This window comes from Pseudoalteromonas sp. SR43-2 (genome assembly GCF_014163885.1).
Taxonomy (GTDB): domain Bacteria; phylum Pseudomonadota; class Gammaproteobacteria; order Enterobacterales; family Alteromonadaceae; genus Pseudoalteromonas; species Pseudoalteromonas distincta.
In genome coordinates this window covers 54,377-68,970 of record NZ_JACJED010000026.1, presented here as the reverse complement: position 1 = coordinate 68,970, position 14,594 = coordinate 54,377, and the positions used below count along the sequence as shown (strand labels likewise).

Below are 14,594 nucleotides of genomic sequence, written 5' to 3'. Positions count from 1 at the left end.
ATTAAATCGATTGCAGCCAAAGGAATGTGCAGCGTTTTATCAACTGGCGTGCCTGTTGGGTTTAAAATGCCGACGACTTTAAATGGGTTATCGTCATGATGATGAAAACTGGTGTTCCCCATGCCGTGCGATATAACAATAGAGTCGTTAAGTTTATAACCTAGTTTATTTGCAACTTCGCTACCTAGCACTACTTCGTTAATTGCGGCAAAAGGGTGGCCTTTATTAAAGGTTAGGTTTTGTTTTTTTGCAAAGCGATAATGGCTAAAGTAATCAAGTGTTGTGCCTAGTACCGCTTGGCCTCTATGGCTGTCGCCTAGGCTTATAGGTATGCTCCATTTTACGCCTCGCTGACTTGTTATGTATTGATAACTTTTCCAACTTACGCCGTTATTAGTATGGCCAATTCTAAATACTGACGAAAGCAGCAACTGTATATCGCCGGTACGCGCACCAACAATTAAATCAGTGCCCGAAATAGTATTACTAAAACTACTTTTAGCATCAATTCGTACGCGTTCAATACTCAAAAGTAGCATTACACTAATTGCGATAGTAAATAATGTAAGCAGTACACTTGCGCGGCGATTTAATAAGCTTTTGTAAGCAAGTTTAGCGAGAATCATACCTGCTCCTGCAAATTTATAAGATCAATGGAGCGGTTAAATAAAGGCTTTAGTGTTTCATCGTGGCTCACAAATACCAGCGTACTATCAGATAGCTTTGCTTGCTCAAACAGTAGGTTTATAAAGCTCTCACGGTTATTTGTATCGAGTGCTGATGTGGGCTCATCGGCAATTATTAGTTCAGGGCTGCCTATAAATGCGCGAGCGGCAGCAACGCGCTGTTGCTGTCCAATACTCAGTGTCGCTACATCTTTATGGTGATACTGGGCAGTAAGGCCTAAAGCATTTAATAACCGTATCGCTTCTTTTTGTAAGGCAGAGTTTTTATTTGATGATTGCTTTAATATTTTTTGTTTTCGGTTTTTTGAAAACTCACACCCAAGCGTTATATTTTCAATAGGAGTTAAATAAGGAAGCAGGTTAAAGTTTTGAAAAATGTAACCAATGTGATCCGCTCTAAAAACATCACGGGTGGTATTGCTTAATTTAGTTAGGTTTTGGTTTAAAATTGATACCTCACCGCTGGTGGCTGTATTAATGCCAGCAAGAATCGCTAATAAGGTCGATTTACCTGAGCCACTAGGACCGTGTAAAAAAATATGCTCACCTTTTTCTATAACTAACTCTTTTATGTTGAGCGCGGGTGAGCTATCGCTTTTATGCCACTTAAAAGTTACGTTTTTCAGGTTTATCATTATCCGATTACCAACCCCAGTAGTTTAGATCTTTACGCATTTTTAGCTGTCTTATTATATTTAATGGCTTGGGTTTTAGTTTTTCGTTACTTTGTAAAAATTCATTAGCTGCATTTAATACGCGTTGGCTAGATTGGCCATCAGTATACGGATGAAGTTCCTGGCAATAGCTTTCAATATTTTGCATTAAATCACTAGGTTTAGTAAGCGCGTGTTCAATAGCTGCTTCTACTTCATCTGCGTCGGTAATATCAAGTAAATGAGGAAGTGGTTTTTGATTACAAAACGTGACTACCGGTTTACGTAGTAGTAAAAACATTAAAAGAACTGACGATGTATCGCACAGCATAACATCAGCAGCTTTCAGTAACGGCAAAACGTTATCGGTTTCAATAAATGTTAGATTTTCGTTACTCAGCGCTTTATATTTATTAACCCATTCGGCAGGCATTTTAGGATGAAACTGCATCAAAATACGCCACTTACCTTGTTCACTAAAATGTTTTATTTGCTCATATAATTTAGGAGCAAGTGATAGCTTTCGTGAGAAAGTAGAGCATATAAGTAAAGTAGGGCGAGGGTCGTCGCTTACATAAGGATTATTTGAAGTATTACTAAAAAGTGGATCGAGTGTTGGCCAACCGGTTTCAACTACTTTAAAGAAACCATGCTGCTTAGCTAGCTCTTTAAATCGGGTTGTTGTATTTGGGCCTTGCGTACAATATAAATCGTAACAACCACGAATAGTAAAATGACCACGATTACCTTCAGAGCTGCGCTTTTCAGAATTAAAACCATGAAATACAGCTACTTTTTTACCTGGAATAAAGCTAGGTACTATATTACCCGGTATAAATGTAATGTTTGGAGCCCAGCTTTTTACATCTTTTATGGTATGTAAACGTGGCTCGTCTGTGGTTAAAAAATCAGGGTTTACTTCGCTACCCGCTAAAAACCAGCGTACTTCACCACCATGTGCCAATATTTGCGCCTGCAAAGGTCTCAAGATAGCGTATGAATAATTCTGAGAAATATACATTAAGTATTTTTTATTTTTAGTGGCAGTTAAGTAGTTCAAGCTATCTCCTCAGGCTGATTAGCACATTAAGTTTACCCCATTGCGACTTGCTTATAAATATATGCCTTTATTTGTTTTAAGCATCCGATTGAGCTTTGAGGTTGGCTAGATTATTATACAGCCCATATAACCCCATACCATACTTTGCTCAAAGAGCATCCCTAACCCCGGAGATAGCATGACTAGCTATAAAGTTTTAGACGTAAACGATGATTTACCCATTCGTACCAAAGGTGAAGTACACAGCGGTAAAGTTCGTTCAGTTTATTGGTTAACTGATGAAGACAGCGCTCGATTAATTAAAGATAAAGGCTATCAAGTACCGACTGGTACTGAGCTTGCTATTATGGTTATTTCAGACCGAATTTCTGCATTTGATTGCATTTGGCAGGGCGAAAACGGTTTAAATGGCGTACCAGGTAAAGGTATAGCGCTAAACTCAGTGGCAGCCCATTGGTTTAAGTTATTTGATAAAGCGGGTCTTGCGGGCAATCATATTGTAGATATTCCGCATCCGTATGTGTGGATTGTACGTAAAGCCAGTACAGTAAAGGTAGAGGCAATTGCTCGCCAATATATTACGGGTAGCATGTGGCGCGATTACGCTAAAGGCATACGTAACTTTTGTGGTATTGAATTACCAGAGGGTTTAAAAGCGAACCAAAAGCTTGATGACGTTTTAATTACGCCGTCAACAAAAGGTATTATTGAGGGCGTTGCTGATATTCCGCCAGTTGATGATGTAAATATTACTCGCGCTAACATTACTAATAACTTAGATGTATTTAACTTTAAATCGGCAGATGATGTAACCAAATACGAAAAACTGTTAGTTGAAGGTTTTAAATTAATTAGTGATGAACTAGCGAAGCTTGACCAAATTTTTGTAGATACTAAATTTGAGTTTGGTTATGTAGAGGATTTAAATGGCGCGCAACAGCTTATATATATTGATGAAGTAGGCACGCCTGATTCGTCACGTATTTGGGATGAAGCAGCTTACAAAGGCGGTAAAATTGTTGAAAATTCTAAAGAAGGTTTTCGCCAATTACTTATTAATAATGTGCCAGAGAGCGACGTATTATTAAATAAAGATCGCATGAGTGAGCGTGAGCAATTAGCTAAAGATTATATTTTACCTGAATCAGTAATGCTTGAAGTGTCAAATACCTATGTTGGCATAGCGAGTAAAATTGTTGGCCGAGATATTGTGATCCCTGAAGATCCTCGTCAAGAAGTTATTACTATTTTAGATAATGATTACGGATTAATTGTTAAATAACAGTACTTAAGTGCTAATAAAGCCAGTAACTAAACCTTTATTTTTAGTTACTGGGCTATAATTCTTGCAATTAGTGCTCGTCTCTAATTAACTTAACCTAACATTAATGTTTAGGTGTTGTTATGTTTGAACGGGCATTGCAAAAGTTTGCTAAAAGTTATTACTTTTTAGCTATAGGATTGTTTTTTAGCCATTTTGCTTTAAGTGCAAATATTGAATTAGTAATAAAAGATCAACACGGCCAAAAGTTATCAGGTGCTGTGGTTGAGCTTAATATTGCTGACAAAAAAACCACACCATCAAGTTTGCCCATTGCTATAATGGATCAAGTCCATAAGCAGTTTTTACCCGAATTATTAGTTGTACAACAGGGTCAAAAAGTTAACTTTCCTAACAGCGATAATATTCGCCATCATGTTTATTCTTTTTCACAAGCTAAGCCTTTTCAACTAAGATTATATTCAGGGCAACCAAAAGAGCCTATTACGTTTGAGCAACAAGGGGTTGTTGTGTTGGGGTGTAATATTCATGACTCTATGGTTGGCTATATCTATGTAGCGAGTAGTGAATCCGTATATAAAACAGATAAAAAAGGCTATGTAAGTTTGCCTATTAATACACTGCCTGCACAAGTGAGTGTGTGGCACCCCTTACAAACAGCACCATTGGAGAATAAAAAAATGATAACAATTAATTCTCAAAAACAGTTACAGATAACAGTAAACACATCGACCCCAGCACCTAGAAATACCTTTGGTAGTAAGTTTAAGGCTGGTAATGACTAATAGTTTACGAAATCGCATAACCATTTTATGTGTTGGCTTAGTGTTATTAACCACTATGGTTAGCTTGTTTAGTTTTTGGTGGTCTACGAGTAAATTTCAAGAAGAAAAAGTAAATCAAGACATTACCGTAGCGCAAAATGTTTATAAGCAATATTTAAAATCAAAAGAAAGCCTACTACTAACCGCAGCAAAAGTACTCACCTCCGACTTTGGTTTTAAACAAGCCGTAGCAACGCGAGATGCAGGTACAATAAGTAGTGTGTTGTTTAATCATAGCCAGCGTATTGATGCCGAATTGATGTTGTTACTTGATTTATCGGGTAAGCTAATTTCCGCCAATACAGACGAAGACGTTTTTGCACACGACTTAAAGCCGTTGATGGAAGAGCTTTTAAGTGCACCAGAAGAGTCTAGTTTTGTGGTGTTAAATAACGAGCTTTACCAAATTATTTTATTACCTGTAAGAGCGCCACGGACAGTGGCCTATAGTTTGGTGGGTTTTAAAATTGATGACAATGTAGCCCATGAACTAAAAAGCTTAACAGGCATGGATGTAAGTTTTATAGGCAGCGCTGACGATATTGTTATCAGTTCATTAGCTAATCGCCCTGAGCAATTTGAACCTGTTAGCTATTTTAGTACCGTAACCACATCGCGTTTTTTTGGTGAATATTTGGTGTATCGTAACCGAGATATAGATTTACCATCTTTGTTGACCCATCCTATAATTATTTTACTGAGCGCCGATTTAACACAAAGTTATAGTGACTTTGAAAAACTTCTTTTTACACTTATTATTTTAGCTATTTTAACTATGTTTGTAGGTGTTATTACAAGCAGCATATTTGCAAATAATTTAACTACGCCACTTACTCAACTAGCTGTAATAGCAAGGCAATTTGCGCAAGGGAATTATGCATTTGAATTTAAAGGGCGAAGGCAAAGTACCGAAATAGACACGCTAGTCGCAGCGTTTGATAGCATGGGTAATGATATTAATCAGCGCGAGCAACAAATTAGCTTTCAAGCCCGTCACGACTCCCTAACAGGCTTCTATAACCGCTCAGCCATGCTTGAGGTGCTTGATGATGAATTAGATTCATCAGCCGAGTACACGCTCGTTGCAATAGACATAAAAGGTCTTCGCCATATAAACGATAAACTCGGTCCGCGCATTGGTGATGACTGCCTAAAGGCCGTTGCTTGTAGAATAAGTGAGTTTTCGGATGAGTTAGGGGGCTTTCATGCTCGTATTGGCGGCGATGAGTTTTTAACTGTGTTTCCGACTGCGGCAGCGCGCGAACACAAAAGCGGTATTGTTGGCTTAATGGCACAATTACAAGCGTGCTACACCATTCAAAAATTAAAAATTAACTTACGCTTTAGTGCAGGCATTGTGCAGTATCCTACGCAAGGTATTGCAAGTGATGACTTAATGCGCCGCGTACTAATTGCTGTTGAAAGTGCTGCAAACACACAAGAGAGCATACATTATTATCAAAATGGCGAAGACGAAGCGCACTTAGAGCGCTTAATAATGCTTGATGAATTAAAGCAGGCTATTAGTGACGACGATGGTCAATTGTTTATGACCTATCAGCCAAAATTACATTTGAAATCGCAAAAAATAGATAAAGTTGAGTCACTTATTCGTTGGCAGCGAAAAGATGGTAGCTGGGTCAATCCTGAACTGTTTATTGACTTAGCTGAGCAGTCGGGCCTTATTGTTGAACTTACTGGCTGGGTTGTTAATACGGTTGTAGCACAAGTAGCTGATTGGCAGTCTAAAAATATAAACTTACAGGCTGCAATAAATGTATCTGCGCAAGATATAGCATTCCCAGGCTTTCATGCTGCATTAGTTCGTACGCTCAAAAAGTACAAAGTAGATCCTAAGCTGATCACTATTGAGCTTACTGAGCGCGATATGATCGAAAATGAAGAAAAAGGTATTAAAGCGCTCGAAAACCTAAAGGCAATTGGCGTTAAAATATCATTAGATGATTATGGCGTAGGGCAGACATCACTTGGTAGATTAAAAATGCTACCTATTGATGAGCTTAAGCTAGATAAGTGCTTTATTCTAAAACTTGATGAATCCCAAAAAGATCAATTTATAGTGCAATCATCAATTACGTTGGGGCATCAGCTAGGTTTCTCGGTTGTAGCTGAGGGGGTTGAAACGCTTGGCTCATTAAATTTACTAAAGGGTATGCAGTGCGACCATGCACAAGGCTATTACTTAAGTAGGCCTTTAAAAGCAAAACTATTAGAAGAATGGCTGGAGGAATACTATGCAAAAAATTAAGTACTTATTAGTAAGTTTGTTTTTAATAGTTAGTGTGCCGAGCATTGCAAGCAATGGAAAACTGCTAGCTACGCCGGGAGTTTCTCAAATTGAAGGCAGTGGCGGCGGGGGAATTGTACCGTGGGCACAACTTGCTGGGTACGCAAGTGATGATGAATTTTCGGTAAATGGCTTTTGTAGCCGCGCAGATGTAACCGATTACACTCTTGATGTATGTGGTGCACAACTTAATTTATTTAATCGTGTTGAACTGAGCTATGCCCAACAGCACTTTGATGTACCAGCACTTGATACCGAAATAGAGCAGTCTATAACTGCGGCTAAAATACGTTTGTACGGCGATATTGTTTACAGTGATTGGCCACAGCTTAGCTTAGGAATTCAGCATAAATCATTGGATGATGGCAGTATTGCAACACTTGTAGGTGCAGAAGATACCAGCGGCACTGACTACTACCTCGCTGCTAGTAAATTACATTTAGGGGCTATTGCTGGCTATAACTGGTTTTGGAACGTAACTACACGATACAGTGAAGCTAATCAACTTGGTTTACTTGGTTACGGTGGAGAAAATACTAGCGGAAAAGTATTATTTGAAGGCAGCACAGCACTATTTTTTAGCCGCGAAATAGCCGTAGGTGTTGAGTATCGTCAAAAATCAAATAACTTAAACTTAGGCGAACAAGATTGGAAAGACTTATTTGTAGCGTGGATGCCTAACAAGCATGTGAGTGTGACAGCGGCTTACCTTGATTTAGGAAGCATTGCAGGGGCTGACGATCAAACAGGTTGGTATTTATCGGTAACAGGGTATTGGTAATGAAAAGCGTTGGTATTTTTTTGATTTTTTTAGGGTTGCTTAGTGGGTGTGCAAATTCTACTAAGCTCTCACTTTATCAAAAGCTGGATGGTAAAGCGGGGATAGGCAGGATTGTTGATAGCTTTATCTATCAAATAGGCAATGACGAGCAGATAATTCATTACTTTGAACACAGTAATATAGCGCATTTCCGCCAAGGATTTATTAATCATATGTGCATGTTAGTAGAGGGCCCGTGTACATACGATGGTGACTCTATGGTGGCAATTCATACTGGTATGCATATTACAGAGAAAGACTTTAATCATGTGGTTGATTTGCTTATAAATGCAATGAATGAGCAAGATGTTAGCCATAGCTTACAAAACGATATTCTTTCTAGAATGGCGCCACTTCGTGATGAAATTATAAAAATGTAACTATAAAGCTTTCAAAGTAATTATTAAGTAAAGGGAACCTTGCTTTGATTGCATTGTCCACATAGAATTATTTCATAAAAACAACAATTGGCAAATATAGCTTGTATGGCTTATCTATTTATTTCTCGCAAAAATGTACACGCAAAATACTATAAAAAAATAATCAAAAAATTGTCGATGAATTGCCAATTACACATCATGGGAGCGCCTAAGCTTTCTGCTGTGAAATATTTAAAAGATGCGTTCCAAGTTAATTTTACTGGTGTAGTCAACTCTCAACTAAAACGTAAAAGAGCACGTAATACAACTTGGAATAATTCTATCATTACTGCGGTTTATAGTGCTGGTTTAGTTTTATTTGAACGATTACGATACGCCAAGTATTTAGCCTTATTAACCGAGACTAATCCTGAATGCATTGTCATTTGGAACGGCAATAAACTTCCAAATACAACCGTTGCTATGGCTGCAAAAGCATTAGGTGTAAAGCAGTTTTATTATGAAAATGGTTTACTACCCGGTACAAGCAGTTTAGACCCTAATGGTATTAACTATAATGCGTCGTTAAGCCGTGACCCTTCTTTTTACCTAAATTTTGACCCACAAAATAAGTTAAACTTTTCTGCGCCGGATTTAATTCCAAGAGCTGATCATAAAAAACGCTGTGAATTTGAGTGCGCCGATGTGCCAGAACGCTATATATTTGCGCCTTTTCAAGTACCTCATGATACTCAATTAGCTAGCTTTTCTCCGTGGATAAACTCTATGGACATGTTTTACGACGAGGTGATTAAAGCCGTCAAAAGCTTAAATGATCCAAGTTTAAAAGTGGTTTTTAAAGAGCATCCGTCATGGCATAAACATTACGCTCATCTTTATGAAAAAGATCCGATTGCAATTTTTGCTAATGGAAATCAAACGAGTGATTTGATTAAGTGCGCAGAAGCCGTATTAACGATTAATTCAACGGTCGGCTTAGAAGCATTACTGCTAAATAAACGAGTTTTAACTCTTGGACAAGCCTGTTACAACATTGAGGGTTTGGTAAAGCATGCGAGCACTGCAGAGCAGCTTGCAGCAAATCTGAACGAAGTAATGCAGGGCTGGCAACCAAATACATTATTAAAGGATAAGTTTTTTAGCTTTATTGAACATGTATATTGTATTCCTGGCGTTTGGAAACACACTGAAGATAAACACATTAAAGCGATTGAAGCGCGTTTTACGGGTAATGACGAGTTTGCTAAGTATCATGGTGATAAGGAATCGTAGTGAAAAACCTAATTAGCTGTCAGCAATTACACGAGCAAATTAATAATCCTGCATTAGTGATATTTGATGCAGGTATGCTGCGCCCAGGTGTTTTGGGTACTTATTCGCCACAAGCAATGCTGCCCAACGCTAAACGTTTTGACATAAAAAATGAGTTGGCCGATAGAACAAATCCCTTACCAAGTACGGTATGCAGCGAGCAACAATTTACTCATGTTATACAAAATACAGGCGTAAATAACGATTCGTTTATAGTTGTATACGAAGATGGCGGTTTATTTAGCGCGGCAAGGGCGTGGTGGATGTTTAAAGCTATGGGGCACCACAACGTAAAAGTACTACATGGTGGCCTTAAAAAGTGGTTAGAGAGCGGTTACGCCACACAGCAAGGTTATAGCAAATCGTTAGGTAAAGGTGACTTTACGGCAAGCTATAATTCTGAGTATTTTATCAATAGCCAACAAGTGGTTGACGCAATTGCTGAGCCCAGCACTGTATTGCTAGATGCACGTGCTTATAAGCGTTTTACAGGCGAAGAAAGTGAACCCCGAAAAGGCATGCGTAGCGGGCATATCCCAAATAGTCGCTCGTTGCCTTTTATGGATTTACTTAATAAAGGTGAAGCTAAACCACTTGCCGAAATTAAAGCGATATTTAGTGACGTAATCGGTGATGCGCGGCAGTTACAGTTTAGCTGTGGATCAGGTATTACAGCCTGTGTTTTAGCGTTATTTGCTACTGAATGTGGTTACAGTAATTTAAGCGTTTATGATGGCTCGTGGAGTGAGTGGGGCGCAAGTGATTCATTACCCATCAGTACGGGTGAAGCATAAGTGTGGTTAGTGTAGAGCTTACTTATGCGAAAAGCGCAGTAAATTACTTTACTACCTTTTAAAACCATAAGGGCAGTTTTTACAACCATTTTTGCAGCACGAACCACGCTTTAAAAAAAACCACTTACTAAATATCATGTAACCACTTTGCATGGTGTAGTCGAGCCCTTCAATTAAATTGTCGTTACCTCTAAATTGCTTTGCAAAGTCTATTTGGGTTTTAATAGGTTGTGCATAAACACCCTCTAAAAAAGTATTTATTTTATTAAGCGTGCACTTGCGGCATAAACAACTTGTTGCTGTGATATCAAGCGGTAAAATAGCCGGCAGCTCATTGCACCAACATGCTGATATATCGTCTACATTACACGTTAAAGTACTGTGGCATTGAGTGCAGTTAAGTTCAGTCATTATAATTCTTTTTAGTAACAGTGAGCCAAGAATAACAAATATTATGAATACACAAAAAGCATTAGCTGAATTTATTACATTTGGTGAGCAAAGGGACGAAGCTATATCGGTTATCGTTTCAAGCCCTGCTGATAGCAATAAAACTCATTATACTCTCTCAACCGAGGTTTTAATTGATGTGCTTAAACGCTGTTTAAGTAACGAAATAGACTTAGATGATTTAGAGCTTTGGGCAAACGTAATTGAATCGCGAGATGACATTGATTGTGCTGAGCATGAAGGTTTTATTTATGCGCTCAGTAATAGCGAGCAAATGGGAGAGCTTAATCATCAAAAGCTTGCTCAAATAGTTGCGTTAGTAAAAATTTGATTTGTTTAAAAAGCGAGGTGTAAAACCTCACCTACAAAAAACCGCACTTCAATTGAATGCGGTTTTTTAAGTTGAAGACAATCGTTTTAAGCGATTATTTATGATATCCCAAGCACGTTTCGACTTCGTTTTTAGAACCTAAAATAACGGCTACTCGCTGGTGGATTGCATCAGGCTGAATATCCATAATACGCTCAGTACCGGTTGATGCGATACCGCCAGCTTGCTCTACTAACATAGCCATTGGATTTGCTTCGTAAAGTAGGCGTAATTTATTTGGCTTTTTAGGATCTTTAGTGTCTGTAGGGTAAGTAAACAAACCACCACGGCTAAGTACGCGATGCACATCGCCCACCATTGCTGCAATCCAGCGCATATTAAAGTTTTTAGCGCGCGGGCCTGTATCGCCTGCTAGCAAATCATCGATGTAGTTTTGCATAGCTGGCTGCCAATGGCGTTGGTTAGACGTATTAATGGCAAATTCGTTTGTATCAGCAGGAATTTCGGCAAAATCTTGTGTAAGTAAAAAGCTGCCTTGTGTTTTATCAAGGGTAAACATGCGCGTGCCTTTACCTGTAGTCAGTGCAAGCATTGTTGATGGCCCGTAAAGTACGTAACCTGCTGCAACTTGCTTATGGCCGGGCTGCATAAATATACTTTGATCAGCAGCGTCAGAGCCTTCTGGTGCTTCCATTATAGAAAATATAGTACCCACAAGTGAGTTAATATCGGTATTTGACGAGCCATCGAGTGGGTCAAATGCCACTATAAATTTAGCGTCTGGGTTACCTGCTACTGTGTAGTCTTCTTCTTCAGACGCGATTGCTTTAACCGTACCTGATTCCAGTAAAATATCTTTTAACAGCTGATTAGATAATACATCGAGCTTTTTTTGAGTTTCGCCTTGAATGTTTTCATCAAGGGTTGAGCCTAATACGCCAGAAAGTGCACCTTGACCAACGCGAAACGAAATTTCTTTACATGCCGCTAGAACTGTTCGAATTAATGATAAAAGTTCTCTTGAACAACCGTCTTCTAGTAATACTGGAGGGAGTCTACGCATTCTATTTTCCTGATAACGTGTTAAAACCAATCATAATGTGAGAGAGATTAGCTTATAGCGCTGAAATTCGTCTTAAATAACTGTATTGTTTAAATAGCACCCTATAATGGGACCACCTAATCGTACTTAAAACACAAATAACAAAGATAAGATTATGAAAAAAATACCACTACTAAGTTACATATTCTTTACTGTGCTGTGCTCTATCATAACTCAAGCGCACGCAGCAATTAAGTCAATTGATGAATTTACTACGCAAATGAATCATTTTCCGGGCTACTATTCGTTTTTTTACGATACCCAAAACGGAAAAGTATATTTAAAGGTTGATAAGTTTGAACAGCAATTTTTACTGCAACAAAGCTTGCCTTACGGTATTGGCTCTAACGATATAGGCCTTGATAGAGGTCAGCTTGGTAATACTCACCTTGTGCAGTTTGAGCGTTTTGGCGACAAAGTAATGCTGCGGGCTGTAAATACTTACTATCGTGCTAATACAAGTAACAAGGCTGAACAGCAAAGTATTAAAGAAGCGTTTGCATCAAGTATACTTGCTGGTTTTAAAGTGGTTGCAGAAGATAAAGCTACAGCACTTATTGATTACACGCCTTATTTATTAAGTGATGTACATGGCGTAAGTCGCAAGCTTGCTGCACGTAAGCAAGGGAGCTTTAGCCTTGATGAATCACGTAGCGCCGTTTATATGAATCGCTCAAAAGCATTTGTAAAAAACACCGAGCTTGAAGCTGTACTTACATTTAAAGGCACAAAACCAGGTGAATTTGTTCGCCAAGTAAGTGCTGACCCTTATGCGCTTACTGTTCATATGCATCATTCACTTATTCAATTACCAGATGATAACTACACACCTCGTAAGTTTAATCCGCAATCAGGTTTTTGGAGTATAGAACATAAAGATTACGCAGCGCCACTTGGTGACTCTATGTACGTGCGTTATATACCGCGCCATCGTTTAACTAAAAAGGATTCAAGCTTACCTATTAGTGAGCCTGTTAAACCAATTGTTTATTACCTAGATCCTGGCGTTCCAGAGCCCGTTAAAAGCGCTTTGCTTGAAGGTGGAAAGTGGTGGAACGACGCATTTACGGCTGCAGGATATAAAAATGCATTTACAGTAAAAGTGCTGCCAAGTAGTGCCGACCCTATGGATATTCGTTACAACGTCATTCAATGGGTACACCGTGCAACGCGTGGTTGGTCATACGGAAGTTCTGTAATCGACCCACGTACAGGTGAAATACTTAAAGGGCATGTAACACTCGGCTCATTGCGTGTTCGCCAAGATATTTTAATAGCTGAAGCACTCGCTGCTCCTTATTTAAAAGGTAATGAAGTTGCTAAAAACTTACAAGCAATGGCGCTTGATCGCATTCGCCAATTAAGCGCGCATGAAATTGGTCACACGTTAGGTATTTCTCATAACTTTGCTGCATCGGTAGGTGATAGAGCTTCTGTAATGGACTACCCACATCCGCTACTTAGTTTTAATGAACAAGGTAAGCTTGATGTAACGCGCGGCTATGCAACAGGCATGGGCGTGTGGGATACCCAGGTAATTAAATATGGCTATAGCGATTTTACTAACCAAGATGAAAGCGCAGAACTCGCTGCTATTTTAAAAGAAAATAAAGCCAAAGGCCTTGAGTTTATATCAGATAGCGACGCTCGTGCTAAAGGTGGCGCGCATCCAACAGCTCATTTATGGGATAACGGCACTAATCCTTCTCAGGAACTTTTAAGAGTACTCGACGTACGTAAAAAAGCGCTTTCGCAGTTTGGTATTAATAATATTAAAACGGGCGATTCATTATCGCAATTAGAGGAAAAACTAGTTCCGCTTTATCTGTTTCACCGTTTTCAGGTTGAGGCTGCGGTTAAGCTTATAGCCGGTGTTGATTACGAATACGAAACACGTGGTGATTCACCCATAAAAGGTGCACAAGTCGTTAATAAAAAAACACAGCAAGAAGCGGTAAACGCTATTTTTGCAACGCTTAAGCCCAGTAACTTATTACTTCCTGAATCTGTGTTATCGCTAATTCCGCCAAAAGCATATGGCGAGTCTAAATCGCGCGAGAGCATAGTTGGGCGCACAGGGTTAACGCTCGATGCAATGGCATTACCCGAGGTTGCAGTGCAGCACAGCTTGTCGCTTTTATTAAATGCACAGCGTTTAAATCGCTTAGCGCAGCAACAAGCGCGTAGTAATGACTTTTATAGTTTAGATGAGTTACTTGAGGAGCTATATAGCCAAGTGTTTAACGTGTCATCACCTAATACAATGACAGGTAAAATCACTCAGCGCGTGCAATTTTTAACAGCAAAAGCTATGGCTGATTTAGTAGCAAGCGATAGTGCAAGCCCTGAAGTGCAAGCGCAGTTACGTTACTACTTAGTTAAGTTGAGTGAAGACTTTAACCAAAACTCAATGCTGAGCCATACAAGTACTGGCGAGAGTGCGTTTAAGCAATATTTAGCTGAGCAAGTAAATCAGTTTTTAATTAAAGGACAATGGCCAAACAACTTTAAAGTGCTGCCAATCCCACCGGGCTCACCAATTTAGAATAAAAAGTAGAAGCGCTTAGTTTTAATCAATTACAAAGCAAAACAC

Annotated in this window: 14 protein-coding genes; 9 read left to right on the top strand and 5 right to left on the bottom strand. The window is 39.0% G+C overall.

Annotated features, from left to right (window positions below; all coding sequences use genetic code 11):
- The 3 genes from H5120_RS18330 to H5120_RS18320 all read right to left on the bottom strand — a co-directional run.
- The coding region (locus tag H5120_RS18330) for an ABC transporter permease (RefSeq protein WP_182675705.1) at positions 1–626 on the bottom strand (626 nt) is incomplete at its 3' end.
- Positions 623–1,321, bottom strand: a complete 699-nt coding sequence (locus tag H5120_RS18325) for an ABC transporter ATP-binding protein (protein WP_182675704.1) — start codon at positions 1,319–1,321, stop codon at positions 623–625. The genes H5120_RS18330 and H5120_RS18325, both read right to left, overlap by 4 nt.
- Before the next feature lie 7 nt (positions 1,322–1,328).
- Entirely contained in the window at positions 1,329–2,399 is a 1,071-nt protein-coding gene (locus H5120_RS18320; protein WP_182675703.1) for a CDP-glycerol glycerophosphotransferase family protein, read from the bottom strand.
- 178 nt (positions 2,400–2,577) lie between these two features.
- On the opposite strand from H5120_RS18320, the gene H5120_RS18315 reads away from it, so the two are divergent.
- The 7 genes from H5120_RS18315 (at position 2,578) to H5120_RS18285 (ending at position 10,118) form a co-directional block, all read left to right on the top strand.
- Positions 2,578–3,681 (top strand): phosphoribosylaminoimidazolesuccinocarboxamide synthase, encoded by a 1,104-nt coding sequence (locus H5120_RS18315; protein ID WP_182675702.1) that lies wholly within the window; start codon positions 2,578–2,580, stop codon positions 3,679–3,681.
- 122 nt (positions 3,682–3,803) lie between these two features.
- A complete protein-coding gene (locus H5120_RS18310; protein ID WP_182675701.1) occupies positions 3,804–4,466 on the top strand; it encodes a methylamine utilization protein in 663 nt (220 codons plus the stop codon).
- Entirely contained in the window at positions 4,459–6,774 is a 2,316-nt protein-coding gene (locus tag H5120_RS18305) for an EAL domain-containing protein (RefSeq protein ID WP_182675700.1), read from the top strand. Before H5120_RS18310 ends, H5120_RS18305 begins: the two co-directional genes overlap by 8 nt.
- Complete coding sequence (locus tag H5120_RS18300) at positions 6,761–7,594, top strand: DUF3034 family protein (RefSeq protein WP_182675699.1); 834 nt, start codon at positions 6,761–6,763, stop codon at positions 7,592–7,594. The genes H5120_RS18305 and H5120_RS18300 overlap by 14 nt, the downstream gene beginning before the upstream one ends.
- A complete protein-coding gene (locus tag H5120_RS18295) occupies positions 7,594–8,013 on the top strand; it encodes a group 1 truncated hemoglobin (protein WP_024605085.1) in 420 nt (139 codons plus the stop codon). Before H5120_RS18300 ends, H5120_RS18295 begins: the two co-directional genes overlap by 1 nt.
- A gap of 105 nt (positions 8,014–8,118) precedes the next feature.
- Positions 8,119–9,285 carry a capsular biosynthesis protein gene (locus tag H5120_RS18290; protein WP_182675698.1) on the top strand — a complete coding sequence of 389 codons (1,167 nt, stop codon included), beginning with the start codon at positions 8,119–8,121 and terminating at the stop codon, positions 9,283–9,285.
- A complete protein-coding gene (locus H5120_RS18285; RefSeq protein WP_182675697.1) occupies positions 9,285–10,118 on the top strand; it encodes a sulfurtransferase in 834 nt (277 codons plus the stop codon). The genes H5120_RS18290 and H5120_RS18285 overlap by 1 nt, the downstream gene beginning before the upstream one ends.
- A gap of 51 nt (positions 10,119–10,169) precedes the next feature.
- Here the strand turns inward: H5120_RS18285 and H5120_RS18280 are convergent, their stop codons facing one another.
- The gene (locus H5120_RS18280; protein ID WP_182675696.1) at positions 10,170–10,529 is read right to left on the bottom strand and encodes a DUF5522 domain-containing protein; all 360 of its coding nucleotides are present in this window, start codon (positions 10,527–10,529) and stop codon (positions 10,170–10,172) included.
- 43 nt (positions 10,530–10,572) lie between these two features.
- Between H5120_RS18280 and H5120_RS18275 the strand changes: the two genes are divergently transcribed.
- Complete coding sequence (locus H5120_RS18275) at positions 10,573–10,899, top strand: hypothetical protein (RefSeq protein ID WP_007581969.1); 327 nt, start codon at positions 10,573–10,575, stop codon at positions 10,897–10,899.
- 94 nt (positions 10,900–10,993) lie between these two features.
- On the opposite strand, the gene H5120_RS18270 is transcribed toward H5120_RS18275, so the two are convergent.
- Positions 10,994–11,962, bottom strand: coding sequence for a class 1 fructose-bisphosphatase (locus tag H5120_RS18270; RefSeq protein WP_182675695.1), 969 nt, complete (start codon positions 11,960–11,962; stop codon positions 10,994–10,996).
- Between the two features lie 154 nt (positions 11,963–12,116).
- Between H5120_RS18270 and H5120_RS18265 the strand changes: the two genes are divergently transcribed.
- Positions 12,117–14,546, top strand: coding sequence for a zinc-dependent metalloprotease (locus tag H5120_RS18265; RefSeq protein WP_182675694.1), 2,430 nt, complete (start codon positions 12,117–12,119; stop codon positions 14,544–14,546).
- Positions 14,547–14,594 lie beyond the last annotated feature (48 nt).